We start from the raw sequence: 20,077 nt of genomic DNA, 5'->3' as shown, positions 1-20,077 counted from the left end.
TCGCACAACAATCCCGCAGGGAAAGGAGGTGGAACAATGGCAGTCATCAATGGCATTACCGTCGTACTGACGCAGCCCGTGTCCGTCCGGACATATCTTCTGGAACACAATTACCGTCTGGACCGCATTGCCGTGGAGCTGAACGGCAGCATACTGCCTAAAAACAGCTATGACACAACCGCTTTGACGGACAGCGATGTAATGGAAATCGTAAATTTTGTAGGAGGAGGATGATTATGGCTGATACAGTGACCAGGGAACAGCTGCAGGAAGCCCTGCGGGAACGGCATACCCCAGAGGTCCAGGAAAGGCTGGACCATGCGCGGATTGCCGTGGCAGGGCTTGGAGGGCTTGGCTCCCATGTGGCATCAGCGCTGGCAAGGATCGGCGTGGGGCACCTGCATCTCATCGACTATGACGTGGTGGACATTACCAACCTGAACCGGCAGCAGTATACGGCCAGGCATCTGGGAAGATACAAGACAGATGCGCTGGCAGACGCACTAAGGGAAATTAACCCATATCTGGATATTTACACGGACTGCGTGAAGGTGACAGAGGATAACCTGGTTTCCCTGTTTGACCGGGAAACCATTATCTGCGAGGCATTTGACCGTCCCCAGGCCAAGGCCATGCTGGCCAACGGCATACTGGCCCATTTCCCCGGCAAATATCTGGTGGCCGCATCCGGCATGGCCGGCTATGGCAGCAGCAATGCCGTGATTACCAGGAAAGCAGGGAAACACTTCTACCTCTGCGGGGACGGCATCTCGGATCCTGAATCCGGATACGGCCTCATGGCGCCCAGGGTAATGCTCTGCGCCGCCCATCAGACCAACATGATTGTACGGCTGCTCCTCGGTGAGGAGGAGGCGTAGGGCGTGTTGAAACATCCACAGCAGACACATCAACCATATTAAAAAGGAGATTTCATACCATGACAGACAACATCATTGAGAAAGACCGCGACCCGCTCATCCTGGGAGGGCATACCTTCACCTCCCGTTTCATCCTGGGTTCAGGCAAATATTCCCTGGATTTAATCCACGCTGCCGTGGAACAGGCAGATGCCCAGATCATCACCCTGGCCCTGCGCAGGGCAAATGAAGGAGGGCTTGCTAACATACTGGACTATATACCGGAGCATGTCACCCTTCTGCCCAATACCTCCGGGGCCAGGAATGCGGATGAAGCCGTGCGCATAGCACGCCTTGCCAGGGCTGCAGGCTGCGGGGACTTTGTAAAGATAGAGGTCATCCACGACACGAAATACCTGCTGCCCGACAATACCGAGACCGTGAAGGCAACCGAAATCCTTGCCAGGGAGGGCTTTGTGGTCATGCCCTATATGTACCCGGACCTGAACGCAGCCAGGGACCTGGCCGATGCGGGCGCCGCGTGCATCATGCCCTTGGCCGCTCCCATCGGAACCAACAAGGGGCTGTGCACAAAGGACTTCATCCAGATTCTCATTGACGAGATTGACCTTCCAGTCATCGTGGATGCGGGAATCGGACGTCCATCCCAGGCATGCGAGGCAATGGAAATGGGGGCGGCTGCCATCATGGCCAACACAGCCATTGCAACCGCAGGGGACGTGCCCGCCATGGCCCATGCATTCAAGCTGGCAATTGAATCCGGGCGGCAGGCATACCTGGCCGGACTCGGGAGAACCCTGGATAAGCAGGCCAGCGCCTCCTCCCCCCTGACCGGATTCCTTCATAACTGAACCACAGAAAGGCAGATGCTATGTCCAATAACAAGAATGAAACCAATGTACTGAATAAAAGTATACTGAACACCCAGGTACAGCAGGACCTGGAAATGGAGCGGACCGACCACATGGCCTATCTCCCGGACATGGAGGTCCTTGATTCCGGCATTGACCGCCAGGTCCTTTCCTTGATGGAGGCCTATGACCCGGCGTCTTATACGGCGGGCGATGTAAAGGCCGCCCTGAACCATGACATGAGAAACCTTGAGGATTTTGCAGCCCTCCTCTCCCCCGCCGCGCAGCCCCTCATTGAGGAGATTGCCAGGGCGGCACAGTCAGAGACAAGAAAACATTTCGGCAACTCCATCCAGATGTTCACTCCCATCTATATTGCCAATTACTGCGAAAACTACTGCATTTACTGCGGGTTTAACTGCAAGAACAAAATCCGGCGGGCAATGCTTGACCCGGAACAGATTGAGGAGGAAATGAAAGCCATTGCCGCCACCGGCCTGCAGGAAATCCTGATACTTACAGGCGAAAGCCGCAGCCAATCCACGGTCCCCTATATCGGGGAGGCCTGCCGGATTGCAAGGAACTACTTTAAGGTCATCGGGCTGGAAATCTATCCCCTTAATTCGGATGAATATGCCTATCTCCACGGATGCGGGGCTGATTATATAACGGTATTCCAGGAAACCTATGATTCCGGTAAATACGAAACCCTGCATCTGTCCGGTCATAAACGATGTTTCCCTTACCGTCTCAACACCCAGGAACGGGCCATTAAAGGCGGTATGCGGGGCGTTGGCTTCGGCGCCCTCCTGGGGCTGGCGGATTTCCGCAAAGACGCATTCGCAACCGGCTGCCACGCCTGGCTCATTCAGAGGAAATACCCCCATGCTGAGATTGCATTTTCCTGTCCAAGGCTTCGGCCAATCATCAACAATGACAGAATCAATCCCATGGATGTACACGAGACACAGCTGCTTCAGGTGGTATGCGCTTACCGCCTCCTGATGCCGTGGGCCAGCATCACCATCTCCACCAGGGAGTGCGCCCGGGTAAGGGACAACCTGGTTTCCATTGCCGCCACCAAGATATCGGCAGGTGTGAGCACGGGCATCGGCAGCCATTCAGATGAAATCAAGGAGAAAGGGGACGACCAGTTTGAGATATCGGACGGGCGGAGCGTGGATGAGGTGTTCCATGACCTGCTTGCGCGGAATCTGCAGCCGGTCATGAGTGATTATATCTATGTATGAGAATCTGATAACGGACCCCGGACTGAAAGGACACATCCTGGCGGTCACCAACAGGAATCTCTGTTCCAGACCTTTTGCGGAACAGATCCGCCGGGTCTGCTGGTTCCATCCGGCCGCCCTGATCCTGAGGGAAAAGGACTTGCCGGATGCTGAGTATGGTGAACTGGCCAAAGAGGTGATGAAGATATGCAGGGAATATCAGGTTCCCTTCATTGCCCACAGCTTCATGGAAACAGCCCGCCAACTGGGCGCGGATACAATCCATCTCCCCCTGTGGCGGCTGAGGGAGGCATCCGGCACAGGCTTTCCGGATGGCTTTAAGACCATAGGCGTCTCTGTCCACAGTGTGGAGGAAGCCCTGGAGGCAGCGGCCCTTGGGGCCTCCTACCTCACTGCCGGACATATCTATGCCACGGACTGCAAAAAAGGGCTGCCTCCGCGCGGAACCGGCTTCCTGCGCGCGGTCTGTGAAGCGGTTGACATCCCTGTCTATGGAATCGGCGGCATCCGCCTGGACGAGGCACAGATAAAGGAAGTGCTGGGATGCGGGGCAGCCGGAGGATGCATCATGTCGGGAATGATGGGAATCTAGGATAGGAACGGATTTCCAAACACGCCCTAAGACAAAAAACAGTTGACGCCGCCCCCCTGGCAGCAGTAGAATTAACCCACAGCAGACCTTTTTACAGGGTAATGAAATCATATAGAAAAAGAGGCTTACATCCATGGGATTCCTTATAAAACCAGCCGCCTTCGGCGTACTGATACTGGCAGGCTGCCTGCTCAGGCACAAGAACATCTTAAGCGACAATGACCAGAAGACATTCAGCAGGCTTGTGCTCAACATCACGCTGCCTGCCGCTGTCATCCACTCCTTTTACGGGTTTGAAAAGGAACCATCCATTTACCTCATGATTGTCCTGGGTTTCCTGTGCAGCCTCCTCCCCTTTCTGGCAGCCTACTGCCTGACAGGAAAGCTGGACCGCCGGGACCGGATGTTTACCATGCTTAATATGGCAGGATACAACATCGGCTGTTTTACCCTTCCCTTAATCCAGAACTTTTTCGGCCCGGCCGGCTCCGTGGCCGCCTGCATGTTTGATACCGGCAATGCCGTGATGATGACCGGAGGTTCCTATGCCCTGGTAACCACCCTGCTTCATCTGGATACCGGGGACAATGGCTCCGCGCAGACGCCTGTGTGGAAAAGGTTCCTGGGATCCATTCCCTTTGACACCTATATGCTGATGCTGGTTTTCTCCTCCATTGGAATCCGTATTCCCGGCTGGCTCGACGCCCTGCTGGAACCGGTCTACCAGGCAAACAGCTTTCTGGCCATGCTGATGATTGGGATGATGCTGCGGCCTGTCCATGGCAGCGCCGCCCTCAGGAACACCATGCGGGTCATCCTGGGACGGCTGTTATCTGCCTGCATTTTCTCCCTGTCCATTTACCACTTTGCGCCCCTTTCCCTGGAAATGCGGCAGGTGCTGGCCGTGACCGTATTTGCCCCGGTCAGTACCCTGGCTCCTATCTATACGGAAAAATGCAAGGGGGACACGGCCGTATCCAGCTTTACCGCCTCTGTGTCCATCATCATCGGACTATTCGTCATGTCCGGCCTGGCTATGTGGTTCCGGCTGTAGCGGCTGTAGCTATTTGACGGTCCATGCTTTATCTGTGAAATAAACGCTTCTGGCCAGCTTCAGTACATCCGTATCTTCGTATAAATCCGCATTCAGTGAAATGGAATACACCTCACTGCTGTCCGGCTTTGCAAAGAATACATACCACATACGGGAGGTCTGGTCCTCCTCCGGCACAGGTCCGTACTCAGCTTCCACATCCTCCAGTGAGGCAGCCGTGTATAAATCATGCTGTACCAGGACCAGCAGGGCAGGGGCCTCACAATCAATGACCCTGACCGGTTCCGTGATGAACATGGAATGGTTCCAGGGAAGACCGATGTCTGCCAGTTCACCCTGGCTGAACCTGCGGTTTGGCCATCCGCCCGAATAGCGTTCCACCGCTCCTGCTGCCCACCATGAATGGGGAACAAAATCATAATCAATATGGGAAGCCAGCTGGTCCAGACGTTTTATGTCTTCCGGGTCTGAGGCCGCGAATACATTTCCCCCTGTACTGCTCAGCGCCTCCGTATACCCCTGGTTGGACAGCCCCCGGGGCAGCCGGTACGTCAGGTAATCCGTCATGGCTGTGTGGGTATCCAAAAAGCGGCGGATGCCCTCTTCATCCGGAAGCGTCATCCTATAATGCTTTACATCTTCCGGCGTACGGTAAATATTCAGCATCTCTGAGGTTGGCTGGCGTACCAGGATGATGTCCTCCAGGCTGTCGTCCTCCCTGCGGTATGAGATAGTAAGCGAGTACAGTTCCCCCTTATAATAAAACATGTAGGATTCAAACCAGTCAAGGTAATCCCCCTGTTCCTTGTCGTCCCTATCATTCGGTTCAGGAAAATCCGCGGTCCGCGCAGCCAGATCTTCCGTATCACGGATTCCGGCCAGGCGTATCACGTCTTCAGCCGTGATGGATTTGGCTTCTGTTCCATCCGCCCCGCCATCTTCCGGCTTCAATCCTTCATCCATTACCTCAGGCGCCTCCCTTATCTCCTCCGGTATCCAGATTCCCTCTGCCCCAAAGGGCTGGATCATGGAAACAGCTGCCTGGCTTTTATCCGGGAATGTATAGACAGCCACTGTCATTTCCCCGTCCTTCACAACAGCTGCCTCCCCTCCCTGGAGGTTCAGGAGCATTTCCATGGACAGTCCTGGGGACAGCAGGTCCTGGTATACCATGTCTGTCCGGGCATTCCGGTTCAGGGTTTCCGCCATTCCTTCCCGCCTGTAGTCCATGGCGGTTCCTGCAATCCCTCCGCTGTATGCCTCATAAAATTCAGCAGCGGAATGAATCGTTTCATATTGGGTCAGATGGCTCTGGTCCACATACCAGACACCGTCTGTCTTCTTCCAGGTAATCCTCTCCTTCCATACCCACCGGTGGGGATCGGAGGTCATGGCATAGTAGGTAATCACAGACTGGTTGTCCTGATTATGGATCTGGAAGACATGGTCCATGGGCCATGGACTGGACCACCCAAAACTGATATACGGATCCTCCGGCAGTGACATCACCGGTTCCATCCCATAAAAACCTTCCGGACGTTCCGGATCATACATACCATACAATGCCTTCCCATCCCTGTCACAAAATGCCCTGGCCCACTGCTCTGCCCTGATTCTTATACCATCCTCCTGCTGCCTCCCCGTATAGGTGCACACCGCCAGCCAGGAAAGCGCGGATACAATCAGGACCGCCATGATTCCAGTGGTTTTCGGATGCTTTGCCAGAATGGAAATCCGCTCCTTCACGGCCTTTTTCCCGTTCCACATGTCCGAGGAAATATTCAGGAATCCAGACACTGCCCTGTGTTTGACCGTCAGGTCAATCAAGGTCCTTCCATAGGAAAACCGTTCCTCCTCCCCCAGGCGGCGGACCGCATCCGCATCACAGGACAGCTCGCAGTCACGTTTGGATAAGAACGCAGCCGCCCATACCAGCGGGTTAATCCAGTAGCAGCAAAGAAGGACGCAGCGAAGCCCTCCCCAGATATGGTCACGGCGCCGGGCATGGCAGTCCTCATGGACCAGCACATGCCGCATGCGCTTCTCATCCCCCTCCATCCCCTTTGGAAGGTAAATGGCCCGGTCACCCAGATATGACATGAAGCAGGGGGTAGCCAGGCCCTCAACCCAATATACGGGAAGCGCTGTGGCTCCATATGTATCCCCGTCATAACGTTCCCTGCTTCTGTAAATGCGCCAGGAAAAACGTAAATTAATCCAGAGCATCCATATAAATAAAAGGATTCCGCCCGCCCCCCACAAAATCAGGATAATCATCTGCCAGTCAATCCCCGCAGCCCGCTGGGCCATGGTGGCAGGGGCAGTATAATGCGTCACCTGGCCGGAAGACAGGTTATGGACCAGCGGTCCCAGGTCCGGCCTTGAAACAGCCTGTTCCCGGATGGTTTCCGCTGCATTCATCACACTGAACGGGCTTGTCATATTCCCCATCCAGCCCAGCACCGGATAAAACCAGGGCATCACCAGCCTAAGCGCCGCAAGCCCCCATATGCCGTACTGAAGCTGTGGACTGATCCTTCCCCTTAAAAGGAAACGGAGAAGGATGATTCCCAGGATCAGGACCGATGATGTAATCAATGTCTCAACCATGGCGCCCCTCCTCTGCCTTATCAAGGATTGCCTTTAAATCCTCAATCTCCTCATCGGATAACTCACTGGAACTGACCATGGCATTGACCATCAGGCTTAAGCTGCCCTGGTACACGCGGTTTAAGAATCCCCTGGTCTCCTCAAGGACCGCTCCATCCCTCTCAACAGAAGGATAGAACAGCTTGGCCCGTTCCCCCTCCTCATGGCGGACAGCCCCCTTGGCTTCCAGCCGCTTCAGCATGGTGATGATTACATTCCTCCCCCATCCGGTTGCCTGCTCCAGTTCCTTTGTGAGCTGGGTGATTGTTTTGGGCGGATTCTGCCATAAAAGGTTCATTAATTTCCATTCGCCGTCTGATAGGTTGATTTTTTCCATGTTCGGTCCTCCGGATTCCTGTGATTTGATATTTCCATGTTTTTAATAGCCCTGCATCTTCAATACTGCCATTTTTCAAAATTCCTGTAAAAACCATATTTAGTATACATTCGTATACTAACATTGTAAACTCATAACCTATTCCTGTCAATACGGAATCCTGTTTACCATCGCTTGCCATCGCTTTTATATATGCCCTTGCCTTTCCCCAAAAAATATCCTATGATTAAACCAAATACGGATGAAAATCCTATATGGGGAAAGGCGGTAAGCAATGGCAGATTATCCTGATATATTAAAAAAAGAGCATTTGACAAACGAGGAACGGAAATGCATCTGCAATCAGATGATGACCACGGAAAGCCATATGGAACAGCTGATACTGAAACATTTTACTGATGAAGATTTCCGAAAGGTCTGGGAGCGCAAGATAGGCGGCGGGGTTATAGGAGGCAAGGCGTGCGGCCTGCTTGTGGCGAGGAAACTGATAGAGCAGGACATGCCGGAATACTCCGGTCATATTGAACCGCATAATTCCTTTTTCGTCGGCACGGATGTATTCTACCGCTACCTGGTGCTGAACCGCTGTGCCGAGCTTAAAGCCAGGCATACACTGGAAAAGGAACATTTTAAGGAAACAGAAGAACTGACCAGCCGGTTAAGGAACGGCATGATTCCCGATGATATACGGGAAGAGCTGGCAGATATGCTGGACCATTATGGAACCACCCCTATCATTGTACGCTCCAGCAGTATTATGGAGGACGGATACGGCAATGCCTTTTCCGGCAAATACGAATCCATCTTCTGCATGAACCAGGGAACAAAGGAAGAACGGCTGGAGGAACTGGAGGACGCCATCCGCCGTGTCTATGCCAGCGTGATGAATGAACAGGCCATTGAGTACCGCCGGAAACGCCATCTATTGGATGTGGACGAGCAGATGGCGCTGTTAATCCAGCAGGTGGCAGGACAGGCTTACGGCAGCTTTTATTTTCCGGCCGCAGCAGGAATGGGCTGTTCTTACAATCCATATAAGTGGATGGAATATCTGAATCCCGAGGCCGGCATGCTGCGCATGGTAGCAGGGCTTGGCACCCGCGCAGTGGAACGGACCCCCGGGGATTACCCCCGCCTCATATGCCTAGACCGGGCACAGGCCAACCTGCGCACCACCATGGCGGAGCGGCACAAGTTCTCCCAGCGGAAGGTGGACGTCCTGGACTTTGCCGCCAAACAGCTCTGCACCAAACCCTTGGAGCAGATTATAGAGTTACTGCCAAAGTGGCAGAAAAAAATGGTCCTAAGCAGGGACACGGAGGCAGAAGACATGCTGGCGGAACGCCATATCTACAGGAAGATATACTTTGCGGACTGCCAGGGACTGGTGGATGACATGGATTTCATACATATGATGCGCGCCCTCATGAAAATGCTGGAAACAGCATACGGACGCCCCGTGGATGTGGAATTTGCCGTTACCTGCCCGGAGGAGGACAAGTGGAAACTGAACCTGCTGCAATGCAGGCCCCTTCAGGCCGCCCGTTCCGAACAGGTGCGGATTCCGGAAGGCGTGGACCATGAGCTTCTGTTTGACGTGCGCAGGACATCCATGCGGCGTTCCAAGGAAGAGCGGATAGATTACATTGTCTGGGTGGACCCCCAGCAATACTACGAATACACCTATGCGAAAAAACCGGACGTGGCGCGGTTCATCGGCAGGATAAACCAGCGCTTTGAAGATACGGATTACAAGCTAATGCTTCTGGTGCCCGGAAGGATTGGCACCTCATCCCCTGAACTGGGTGTCCCGGTAGCTTATTCCGAAATCAGCCAGTTTAACGCCATCTGCGAAGTTGCCTACGATAAGGCGGGATACCACCCGGAGCTGTCCTATGGCAGCCACATGTTCCAGGACATGGTGGAAGCAGACGTCTACTACGGTGCCATCAATGACAACAGCAAGACACGCCTTTACCAGCCGGAGCTGCTGGCTGGCTGCCCGGAGATACTGGCCGGACTCTGCCCGGAGGAGCCGGAGATGCTGCGGATCGTAAAGTTATATGACGTCAGGAAATGCAGGGCCAGCCTGACCCTGGACGCCCACGAAGGGCGGGCGGTGTGCAGGATTCAAGGCATGCAGGATTAAAGATATGCGGGAGGAATGAACAGGACCTCCCGCTACTGCACTTCCTTTTTCTGCGCCGCCTCCTCAGGCAGCCAGTCCGCCTTCAGATAATACGCCAGCATTCCAATGGCACATATCACCCATGTAACCGGCCAGCCGGTCATGACCACAAACAGGTTGTTGGTCATGGGAACCGCTACCATAAGATAAATCTGTCTCAGGACAACAAAGCATCCCAGCATGAAGTACATGGGAATCTTGGAAAGACCTGCGCCGCGCAGTGCCCCATTCAGGACCTGTACCACCGGCAGTACAATATATGCATAGGAGAAGATACGCAGCATACCGCTACCATTGGCAATCACCTGTGCATCGTCCGTGAAAACGCCAATCAGGTACGGCGCAAAGAAATACATGCTCACGGACCCAACCAGGATGACCAGGGAGCTCATCACCCATGCGGCCCAGATTCCCTTCTTCACGCGCCTGTACTGCTTAGCCCCGATGTTCTGTCCCACAAACGTGGTAATGGCCATATTGAAGCTCTGCAGCGGCAGCTGGAGGAACCCGTCTATCCGGATGGTCGCGGAATATCCAGCCATGGCAGTGGCGCCGAACCGGTTGATATACGACTGCACGATTACATTGGAAAAAGATGTAATGCTCTGCTGCAGGGCCGCCGGGAAACCAAAGGCTATGATTTTCTTAACCATCTTTTTATGAAAATGTATCTTGCGCAGCTCCAGCTTATAATCCTCCTGGGTATGCATGAGCTTGTACATGACCATGGCGGAACTTACTGCCTGGGCGATGATGGTGGCAATGGCCACCCCTGCTATCCCCATATGGAATCCGCACACAAACAGGAAGTCCAGCGCAATATTCACAAGGCTGGCAACTGCCAGATAGATAAGCGGGTGCCTGGAATCCCCCACCGCGCGCAGGATACCGGACCCCATATTATAAAACAGGGAAAATGTCATCCCTCCAAAATAGATGGTCAGATACAGGGAGGAATGCGGCAGCACCTCCTCCGGCACCCCGATGGCCCTTAAAAGGGGCTTTGTAAGAAGCATCCCCGCCACGGTAAACACCACGCTGAGAAGGGCGGTCAGCGCAATGGAGCTATGGACCGCCTTACTCATATCTTCCTTCCTGCGTCCGCCGAAATACTGGGAGATGACCACGCCCGCGCCCGCCGATAAGCCCATGAAAAAGCCCACCAGCATGTTAATCACCGGCGTGGACGCCCCCACGGCCGCCAGGGCATTGGTATTCACGAAATTTCCCACCACATAGGAATCCACGGTATTATAAAGCTGCTGAAAGAAATTACCAATCAACAGCGGAATGGAAAACCATAGTATGGATTTGAATATACTTCCCTTAATCATGTCTGTATTTGCCTGCTGCAAGATAACACCCCATTTCCCAATTAAAAATCCTCTTAAAAAGAGAAAGCAGACCATCACGAATCCGCTTCCTCTATCATACAACATTTACCAGTTATTTTCTATCACTATATTGGCTATGTAAAAATATTGTAAACACGCATCACTCAATATTCACCGCATATTTGATGACATGATCCTTTTTGTTCTCAAATATATCATATGCCTCCATGATATGTTCCAGCGTGGTGCGGTGTGTAATCAGACAGCTGGTATCAAGCCTGCCTGCGCGGATCAGTTCCATGATTTCCCCGCAGCAGGAGGCGTCCACTCCACCGGTCTTAAAAACAAGGTTTTTCCCATACATATCTGGAAGAGGGATGACCTGGGCCTCCTCATACATGGCCACCACGCAGACCACTGCATTGGGCCTTGCAATCTTCCAGGCAGTCTGGAAGGTGTCCTTGCCTCCTGCTGCCTCCAGGACCGCGTCCGCTCCCCGTCCCTCTGTAAGCCGGAGTACCTCCTGAACCACATCCTGTTTAAGCGGGTTAAGGATGATATCCGCCAGTCCCTGTTTCTTAGCAAGCTCCAGGCGTTCATCTGAGACATCAATTGCAATCACCCGGGCCGGGCCATACAGCCCTGCGCACATAAGGGTACACAGCCCGGTGGGGCCTGCCCCAATCACGGCAACCGTATCGGCCGGTTTGATTTCAGCCAGGGATGCGCCCCAGTATCCGGTGGACAGGATATCTCCGGTAAACAGGGCATCTTCATCTGTCACATCATCAGGAATATGGGTAAGGCCGTTATCCGCAAACGGTACCCTGACGTATTCAGCCTGCCCTCCGTCAATGCGGCATCCCAGTGCCCAGCCTCCATGCTCATCCGTACAGTTATTCACATAGCCCCTTTTGCAGAAAAAGCATTCCCCGCAGAATGTCTCCACATTAACCGCAACCCGGTCCCCCGGCTTAAAACGTTTCACATCATTCCCCACCTGGTCCACAATACCCACGAATTCATGTCCAAGGATGGTTCCCGGAACCGCCCTTGGTACTGCCCCGTGTTTGATGTGGATATCGCTGGAACAGATAGTGGTCAATGTCACCTTTATCACTGCGTCCCGGGAATCCAGAAGTCCGGGCAGAGGCCGCTCCTCAAGCGCAACGGTTCCTGTATGTTTGTAGACCACGGCTTTCATTGTTTTCTTTGACATATATCTCCTTTGTCGGACTTAACCGTCCTGTCTTTACTTTGTTACTATATCATATTCCTCAAAAAGCTGCCTGCACAACGCCTCATCCTTTACAGCCCTCTGCAGATCCCCAAGTCCGGATTCTTTTAACAGATTTTCTACCAACAATGCAAAGCCTTCCATTCCTTCGCTAAACCCCTTACTGAACCCTCTCTCCTCAATCGCCTCACTCAAATTACACATCTGCCTCAACTCCTCTCCCAGTTCCTGTTCCATCTCCATGCCATAATCCCGTTCCAGAACCTCCCTCTTTTCATCCACTGACATATCCGGTGACAGAAGTGTGCCCAAAAAACCGTGGAGACTTCTCTTTGAATCCATGGCATCCCTTCCATCCAGGCAAATGATGACTACCGACAGCTTGATAAAAAGCTACTTCCATCCTGGATTCCTGCCGTTTTATAGAAATGTGATTGTTCGGCAGAAACTGCCAGAATGTGCGAATGCACATATTGCTTAAATAAATTAAGCTATGCAACTATGTAAGAATATAATTATAATACTTGATTGAACTGGAAATGTCAACATCCCCAACGGACCGGATAGCAGGCCGGAATACAAATCCAGATTATAGATTCCATCTCTGGCCGTATTATAATATTATGGACAGGGTTACAGGACAGAACAAAATCCCGGAAAGAATCCAATGAAAAACATATCACCAGATTCTTTCCGGGGCCTTGCATATTCCCTACTCTTTCAATCACACCTTTATCCGCTCTGCAATCTCGTTCCCAATGGCAAGGCGCACACTGTCTTTTCCAATAATCATACTGTCCCTGCCCTGCAGGAACACATGAATCGTGCTTCCCTCCCTGATGTCATGCTGATTCATGATATCCAGCGCCTGGGGACTGCCAAACATCCACTTAATGGTACATTCATTTCCTGCCTTTACTTCTGTCAATGACTGCATAATCACGCCTCCATCCGTGCTGTCCGCTATCTGATTATAGTTTAAATGCCGCAAGGGCTGTTAGTCAACGGCAATATGGGTTAGGGTATTTTAATCTTTTATCCTTCCAAATGATACCGGTCCATTAAAAAGCAGGAATACCAAAGAAGCTCATAGAATACGGGAAAGCCCGGGCTTTAAACCCAGGCTTTCCTTCATGCATCATTCTAATTCAAATTTCAGGATGGATACTATGCCTCATCCCTGCGTTTCCTGCTTACGGCAGTCATTACAAGGAAGATACCGGATAATACCAGTGTTAATTCTGTCCTTGCAGTTTCCTGCCCGGTCTTTGGAAGCCCGGCTAACGGGATTTCCCCGTCATCGATTAATGCAGCTAATTCAGGGGCTTCTGCCAACGGCACTTCCTGTTCCGGGATTGCGGTCATTCCCGGCCCGCCGGTTGTTGTTCCATATCTCCCCGATCCGCCGCCGGAGCTGGAGCCGCCTCCACCGCCGCTTCCTCCTCCGCCCGGAGTATTGTCAGCCGTATACATCAGCTTTATAACCGCCCCGTCTTCCATTATATCCCCTGCCTTAATCCCTGCAGGTTCATAGCCCTTAAAGGTATATCCCGCATATGTATTCGGCTTTAAGGAGTCTGCTGTCACAGGAATCACACCCGAATCGTCGAGCCATACTTTAACCGTCACGGTCTGGGCATCCCTTGGAGATGTCTCATTACCCAGATAGTGCTCTACCCTGTAGGAAACCTCTTTCGTCTTCTCAGGGTCCTTATCAAAGATGACATTAATCACATTCTCTTCTACATTGGTTGTGATTGTAATGGATTCAGGCTCTACCCTTCCCTCATCCGTATATCCGTATGGGGCATATTTTGTCCTGTCTATATCCTGTCCAGTTATGACCTTCAGGTATTCCTGGTCAGCAAATACATCGCTTCCAAGGAAATTGCCATCTCCTGCAATCAGGCTGCCATCAACAGCATCTTTATAGTAGTTGACGGTATAGCTTAAATCGGTTCTCCTCGGCAGATAAACCCGGATGATATTCTTATCGCTGTCATCCCCGATTTTATCAATACTGTTGCTTAAATCAATGATGCCCTCTGCCTTATATCCGTCCGGCACCTTATCAGTATCCAAAGTTGTGTCCACTGCCAGTTCATCAATAGCCATACCCAGTGTTGCATCCTCGATTACCCGGTCCGCTCCTGCAATATGTTTTCCATCCGATGTACTGTCTGTGTAGAATTTAACCGTGTAGCTTAATTCCCCCACCACTACCACTTCCGGCACGGACGGAATATCATCCACATAGCCGATATTACTTAATTGGTTTCCTGCCTCAGCGGTAACCCTGGTTACTATTATGATATCCTTGTCTTTTCCTGCTTCCAGTTCATCAATTGTCCACTGAAGTTTTCCATTGTCCAGAACCGTGCAGCCTGGCGTTGACCCTTCCGTTACAAACTCCAGCCCCATAGGCAGTCTATCTTCAACCTTCACATCCTGTGCTGAAGCATTTCCATTATTCGTAACTTTGAGAGTGTAGGTTACAAAGCCGCCTTTAACCGGTGTCTGGTCATCAGCTGTCTTTACGATACCCAGTGACGGGCCTGTTACTGTGATTTCAACCGGATTGGACTCTTTTCCATTAACCGTGCCAATGTTCTCAATCACGGTGCCTGCAGGTGTATCTTCCTTTACCTTGGCTGTAATTGTGATTGTTATTTCTCCGTCTGGATACAGATGAGGAAGCACCCATCTGTATGTGTTATCCCATCCAGGACTACTTGTCCATGAGCTTTCCTGTCTTACAAACTCCAGATAGTCAGATAACCGATCCTCTACTATGGATGGGCCTGACATTTTATTACCAGTGTTTGTTATGGTTAAAGTATAGACAACCTTATCTCCAGGTCTGGGATCTGTCTTGTCAACGCTCTTGGTGATTACCAGATTGCTGTCCATTACGGTTACTTTTTCTTTATTCGATGGAATATCGCCTGCTTTAGCAGTATTGAATATCTCCGTTCCCGGTGCAACCGATTCTTTCACCTTTACATATACCCGTATGGATACATCACATCCTGCCTTTATAGACTTGATTGACCATTCATACTGGCCCTGGTTTTCAGTCTCCTTGTAAGGGAAGGAACTTATGAATTCAAGTTCTTCGGGCAGTACATCCGTAACCTTGATGTCTTTCGCCGTTGCATTGCCTGTATTCTTTACAGTTAATGTATAATGGAATCCATCACCTGGCTTTACAGCCTTTTGACTGGCTTTCTTGGTTATTTCCAGTATACTGCCAGTAACCGTTACCAATGATTCATTTGACGTTTTGCCGTCTGCTAATGCCGTATTACTGATTATGGTTCCGGGTGCTGCTGCATCCTTGACTTTAACAGTAATCGTTATCTCTGCTTTACCGCATGCCTTGATATTATCTATCTTCCACTGGTACTGGTTAATGTCTTCATCTGATTTGTAAGGAGCCGGTGAAGACTTCACAAATTCCAGTTCAGGCACAAGTTTATCTGTTACGATTACATCCTTTGCAGGCTTACTGCCCAGATTCTGGATTGTCAAGGTATAGGTGAACTCCTGGCCAGCTTCTACCTTATTGTCTTTTACATTGGCCTTCTTTGTTATCTTAACCTTATTGCCAATGACCTCCACTACCTCTTTATTGGAATTCTGGCATCCATTCAAAGTAGCAGTATTATAAATCTTAGTCTCTGGCTCTACATTATCCTTTACTTTTACAGTAATTACAATTTCCTTTACTTCCTTGGCATCTACCTGGTCAATCTTCCACTTTATATTATTTCCTCTGATTGAGCCTGCTTGTGGTTCGGCCTTAACGAATTCCAGATGGTCGGATAACCTATCCTCAACCATCACATCCTTCGCCGGGGCATTGCCTGTGTTTTCAATCTTCACTACATAATTAAATGTCTGTCCCGGCTTCACCGTTTTCTCAGACGATGTTTTTGTGATTCCCAGACGGCTTCCTGTAACAGTTATGGTTTCTGTGGAGGAGTGCGCTTCGTCAATATAGGCTGTATTGGAAATCTGTGTTCCCGGCTCTGCCTTAGTATCAACCGTTGCATAGACCTTAAATACCCTTGAACCGTTCGGTTCCAGGTTTTTAATATTCCAGGTATAGGTCCTGCCTGTTATCTTATCTGCCTTCGGGGATGTCGATATATTCCCAAGCCCCTCCGGAACCGTATCTGTTACCTTGATATCCTTGGCAGCCCCATCGCCCCGGTTCGTTACCGTAATTGTATAGGTAATCCTCTCACCTGGCTTAGGAGTTGTATTGCTTACCTTCTTTTCAATGCCCAGGACTGGTTTCACCACAATCTTTATCAGGTCAATATCTTCACTGTCACTGTCCTTTACCGGATTGCCGTGCTTATCCTGTTCAGACGCCACTGCCTCGACCCTGTTTTCCAATTCAAATTCATGGTCGTATACTTTTACATCTTCAGCCTGAATGGTGTACTCATAGGTAAATGCAACCGGCTTGCCCGGTTCAATCTTATCGATATTGGCATATTCCCCTAAATCAATGGGGTTTCCACTGTTCATGATTTTGTCAGTAACGGAAATGCCGGTAAGCGGACGGTTGCCTTCGTTCTTTATGACTATCCTGTATGTTATGGTATCTCCGGCAGTTACACCGCCCCTATCCTTTTCAACCTGATCCTCTGCATCACGTCCTTCGTACACAGTTCCATCAGCAGTAACCACCTTTATGATGTCTTTATCAACATCAATCTTATATTTGCCTGTATCTGGTTTTGGGGTGGTTTTTGCCACAAATACAACTGCTTTGGCGCCTCCCGGATAGACCTCTGAATGTTCCTCGGCATATTTATTGGTGATTTGAGGTAATGGGTCTAATATCTTTTTGCTTAAATCACTGCGCAGATACCATCCTTCCAAATCCTCAATACCACTTGGAGGAACAGGCCTGTCATTTTCCTTAACACTCATCTCTTTGAGCATTTCCCCGGCCTCATCTTCAAAAATCACCCGGAAATATTTATAATCCTCTGATTCCCCGCCATACTTATCACATCTCACATAAGAGATTACCCAGGCATTGGCATCATATCTGGTGGGAATATAATGCATGTGCCGTTCCTTTGGGAAGAATCCGGGTATCTGGCCGCAGGTGCCTGCATACTCAGCCGGATGGGCATTGGTCTTACTTTTTAAATCAGCATACTGCTGGGCATTTATATAGATGGGATATGTCTCATCAGCCACCGCCTGTACGCGTTCGCCTGCAATCCAGTCCATATTAACGGTCTTGCCCGTCCCATCTGAACCGCGGTATACATAGTATCCATCCTGAAGCAGGTAATTTATTTCAACCTCGGCATTCCTGTTCCTGCCAAATGCATCTTTCTGGATGACAAGGCTGTCTGCCGTGGTCTGCTTTACACCGGGATTCTTAAGCGCGTCCAGCGTGTACTCAGCGTAGCTGAATTGATTATTCACAAAATTGCTGCTCTTTAACAGGACTTCATCCCACTGTACATACCTGTTATTTGTAGCCGGATCCGTCAGGATCTGTTTAACAGACAGGGTATACATCCAGTTCCAGTCGCTGACGCCTGTGGCAAAATACGTTGTAAAATGCTCTGCGTCAAAGTTAACCTGATTGACACCCTCTGTGTGGTCCGGGGTGATTTCATTGACCAGTTCCAGATTATTAACATCCGCTGGCGCCAGTACCTCCGATGTGGTATCCACATCCGTATTGATACACATAACGGCAATGGTTTCAGAACCCTGCGTTACTTCTTTAACCGGTGAACCGGAAAATGTAACCTGCACGTATCCAATCCAGCTGTCGTTGTCCAGAACATTGCCATCGGCATCCTTCAGGGTTATGTCACATGCAACGATATCGGATATATTTCCCTCGGAAGACTCTGTCACCGCGTCCTTTACGTTATCTGTAACATCTACAATCTCTGCAGTGGTTCCGCTTGGCAGTACGCCTGCGTTGGCCCTCAATGTAACTTTTACCCCATTATCAATGGTTTCCGTGTATCTGAACTTGGGATATGATTTCTTAAGCACATCTTTTAATGACATGCTGTAAATCTTTGCAGTACTGCAATTGCCCATTCCCACAAGATCATGTTCGCCTGCTGTTTCCGCCTTAACCGTTTCTTCCGGCTGGACAGCCTCACTTCCAGTGGCAACATCCGGGGTGCCTGGAACCGGCTGTGTCTCCTCCGGAATCTGGGGAACTGTTTCTTCCGGTGTTTCGGGGGCGGAGGGTTCTGTTCCCTCAGGTGATTCAGGTACTGATGGTTCTGTCTCCTTTGGGACTTCCGGTGTTGATGGTTCTGTCTCCTTCGGGACTTCCGGTGCCGATGGTTCTGTCTCCTTCGGAGTTTCCGGTGCTGATGGTTCTGTCTCCTTCGGGATTTCCGGTGCTGATGGTTCTGTCTCCTTTGGAGTTTCCGGTACGGCCGGATTGGTTGGCGTCCCTGCCCCGTTTTCTCCTGTATCCCCGTTATCTACTGGCGGCAATGCCTCCTGGGGTGGTAATGTCTCCTTCGGAGTGCTGTCCGCCGCTGCCCCTTCTGTTTCCTTTGGTTCCTCTATAGATGGCTCATCCGTCTTTGTCCCTGTATCATCAGCAGATGCATGAGGCAGGTCTGCCGGCTCTGGCTTTTCCTCTGCTCCCCCTGCTTCTTCTGATGGTTCTGCAACCCGTGGTGCATAGTTAACTGAAATCGATGCAACCGGTTCTGCCTGGATTTCCGGCTCTTCTGCCTTCTCCTGGGATTCCGGTGCTTCAGTTTCTTTGGACTGGGTTTCCTCTGTCTTAGTTTCCTCTGTCTTAGTTTCCTCTGTCTTAACTTCCCCAGCATTGTCTTCCGGAAGCGTTGCCGATTCTTCCGTAGAACCTTCAGATTTATCCTCTGACGTTTCTTTGTCTCCTGTGGCATCTGTTCCTGCCGTCGTGGTATCTTCTATTTCCACTACACTGTCATGCCCATCGCCAACCTGGGTTCCATCATTCCCATCCTGGTTCCCATCTGCTGCCGTGGAGTTCTGGGTATCACCATCATCTGACAGATTGCTGTCATTTTCCGATGTATCAATCACAATCTCCTCTGATGGTTTGGAAATAATCTCAATTTCATCATCCCCAAATACATTCTCAAAACTCTTAACCGTTACCTGTTTTAAACTTTTATCATCAACCCTGGTCTGACAGTTCAGTGTCACATCACTGTTGTTGATATACATCATGATGATTTCCTCATCACCGGTAACAGTATATGCATCATCTGCCTCCTCCGGCAGACGGGCGAAGACACGAAGCTCTGCGTCCATGCCGCTTCCTGTTATCTCCGGAAACAGTTCATAAACCACACCGCTTCCAAAAAATAATTCATGGAATTTATCAACCGGACCGTTTGTAAAATCCAGATTTTCCTCACTGACCACATTGCCGCCAGCAACTGCCTCCTTTAGGGAAAGCAGCAGATTACTTCCCGTTATTTCAAATTCCACCTCTTCTGCTGCACCTGCATAAGCAACATTCCAGTTGGCGCTAATATTGGTAAATGTCATTACCATCGCCATCATGAACGCAATAAGCCGCTTCTGCCGGTAAAAAAAACTTCGTTTTCTGGCCCTAGACCTCTTTCCCCTCATACAACTACTCCTTCCATACATACTTTAAAATCACATAATGGCTATTCATTTTAATTCTAACAAATC

General features: G+C 50.7%; 14 protein-coding genes. 7 read left to right on the top strand and 7 right to left on the bottom strand.

Annotated features, from left to right (window positions below; translation table 11 throughout):
* The first annotated feature begins 36 nt into the window (after positions 1-36).
* The 6 genes from thiS to MCJ35_RS03380 all read left to right on the top strand — a co-directional run bounded on the left by thiS (position 37) and on the right by MCJ35_RS03380 (position 4,625).
* Entirely contained in the window at positions 37-234 is a 198-nt protein-coding gene (gene thiS / locus MCJ35_RS03405) for a sulfur carrier protein ThiS (protein WP_025482990.1), read from the top strand.
* A gap of 2 nt (positions 235-236) precedes the next feature.
* A complete protein-coding gene (gene thiF / locus MCJ35_RS03400; RefSeq protein WP_025482991.1) occupies positions 237-878 on the top strand; it encodes a sulfur carrier protein ThiS adenylyltransferase ThiF in 642 nt (213 codons plus the stop codon).
* Between the two features lie 59 nt (positions 879-937).
* Positions 938-1,729, top strand: a complete 792-nt coding sequence (locus tag MCJ35_RS03395) for a thiazole synthase (protein WP_025482993.1) — start codon at positions 938-940, stop codon at positions 1,727-1,729.
* A gap of 20 nt (positions 1,730-1,749) precedes the next feature.
* Positions 1,750-2,979 carry a 2-iminoacetate synthase ThiH gene (thiH, locus tag MCJ35_RS03390; RefSeq protein ID WP_008721964.1) on the top strand — a complete coding sequence of 410 codons (1,230 nt, stop codon included), beginning with the start codon at positions 1,750-1,752 and terminating at the stop codon, positions 2,977-2,979.
* Positions 2,972-3,571 (top strand): thiamine phosphate synthase, encoded by a 600-nt coding sequence (locus tag MCJ35_RS03385; RefSeq protein ID WP_051400563.1) that lies wholly within the window; start codon positions 2,972-2,974, stop codon positions 3,569-3,571. Before thiH ends, MCJ35_RS03385 begins: the two co-directional genes overlap by 8 nt.
* 133 nt (positions 3,572-3,704) lie before the next feature.
* On the top strand, positions 3,705-4,625 hold the full coding sequence (locus MCJ35_RS03380; RefSeq protein ID WP_025482996.1) for an AEC family transporter: 921 nt from the start codon (positions 3,705-3,707) through the stop codon (positions 4,623-4,625).
* A gap of 9 nt (positions 4,626-4,634) precedes the next feature.
* On the opposite strand, the gene MCJ35_RS03375 is transcribed toward MCJ35_RS03380, so the two are convergent.
* Both MCJ35_RS03375 and MCJ35_RS03370 read right to left on the bottom strand, forming a co-directional pair.
* Positions 4,635-7,235 (bottom strand): M56 family metallopeptidase, encoded by a 2,601-nt coding sequence (locus tag MCJ35_RS03375; RefSeq protein WP_025482997.1) that lies wholly within the window; start codon positions 7,233-7,235, stop codon positions 4,635-4,637.
* Positions 7,228-7,611, bottom strand: a complete 384-nt coding sequence (locus MCJ35_RS03370) for a BlaI/MecI/CopY family transcriptional regulator (protein ID WP_008721956.1) — start codon at positions 7,609-7,611, stop codon at positions 7,228-7,230. The genes MCJ35_RS03375 and MCJ35_RS03370 overlap by 8 nt, the downstream gene beginning before the upstream one ends.
* A 274-nt stretch (positions 7,612-7,885) precedes the next feature.
* Between MCJ35_RS03370 and MCJ35_RS03365 the strand changes: the two genes are divergently transcribed.
* Positions 7,886-9,760 carry a PEP/pyruvate-binding domain-containing protein gene (locus MCJ35_RS03365; RefSeq protein ID WP_025482998.1) on the top strand — a complete coding sequence of 625 codons (1,875 nt, stop codon included), beginning with the start codon at positions 7,886-7,888 and terminating at the stop codon, positions 9,758-9,760.
* 32 nt (positions 9,761-9,792) lie between these two features.
* Here the strand turns inward: MCJ35_RS03365 and MCJ35_RS03360 are convergent, their stop codons facing one another.
* From MCJ35_RS03360 to MCJ35_RS03340, 5 genes are all read right to left on the bottom strand, one after another.
* Complete coding sequence (locus MCJ35_RS03360) at positions 9,793-11,133, bottom strand: MATE family efflux transporter (protein WP_008721949.1); 1,341 nt, start codon at positions 11,131-11,133, stop codon at positions 9,793-9,795.
* A 160-nt stretch (positions 11,134-11,293) separates the two neighbouring features.
* Entirely contained in the window at positions 11,294-12,337 is a 1,044-nt protein-coding gene (locus MCJ35_RS03355) for an alcohol dehydrogenase (RefSeq protein WP_353656104.1), read from the bottom strand.
* Positions 12,338-12,385: 48 nt separating this feature from the next.
* Positions 12,386-12,712 (bottom strand): hypothetical protein, encoded by a 327-nt coding sequence (locus tag MCJ35_RS03350; RefSeq protein WP_025483001.1) that lies wholly within the window; start codon positions 12,710-12,712, stop codon positions 12,386-12,388.
* Between the two features lie 382 nt (positions 12,713-13,094).
* Entirely contained in the window at positions 13,095-13,307 is a 213-nt protein-coding gene (locus tag MCJ35_RS03345) for a FeoA domain-containing protein (protein WP_008721944.1), read from the bottom strand.
* Between the two features lie 230 nt (positions 13,308-13,537).
* Positions 13,538-20,011 (bottom strand): doubled motif LPXTG anchor domain-containing protein, encoded by a 6,474-nt coding sequence (locus MCJ35_RS03340; protein ID WP_025483002.1) that lies wholly within the window; start codon positions 20,009-20,011, stop codon positions 13,538-13,540.
* Positions 20,012-20,077: the final 66 nt, after the last annotated feature.

It is taken from the genome of Enterocloster sp. OA13 (assembly GCF_022440595.1).
GTDB classification, from domain to species: domain Bacteria; phylum Bacillota; class Clostridia; order Lachnospirales; family Lachnospiraceae; genus Enterocloster; species Enterocloster hominis.
This window is presented reverse-complemented; position numbering and strand designations above follow the sequence as displayed.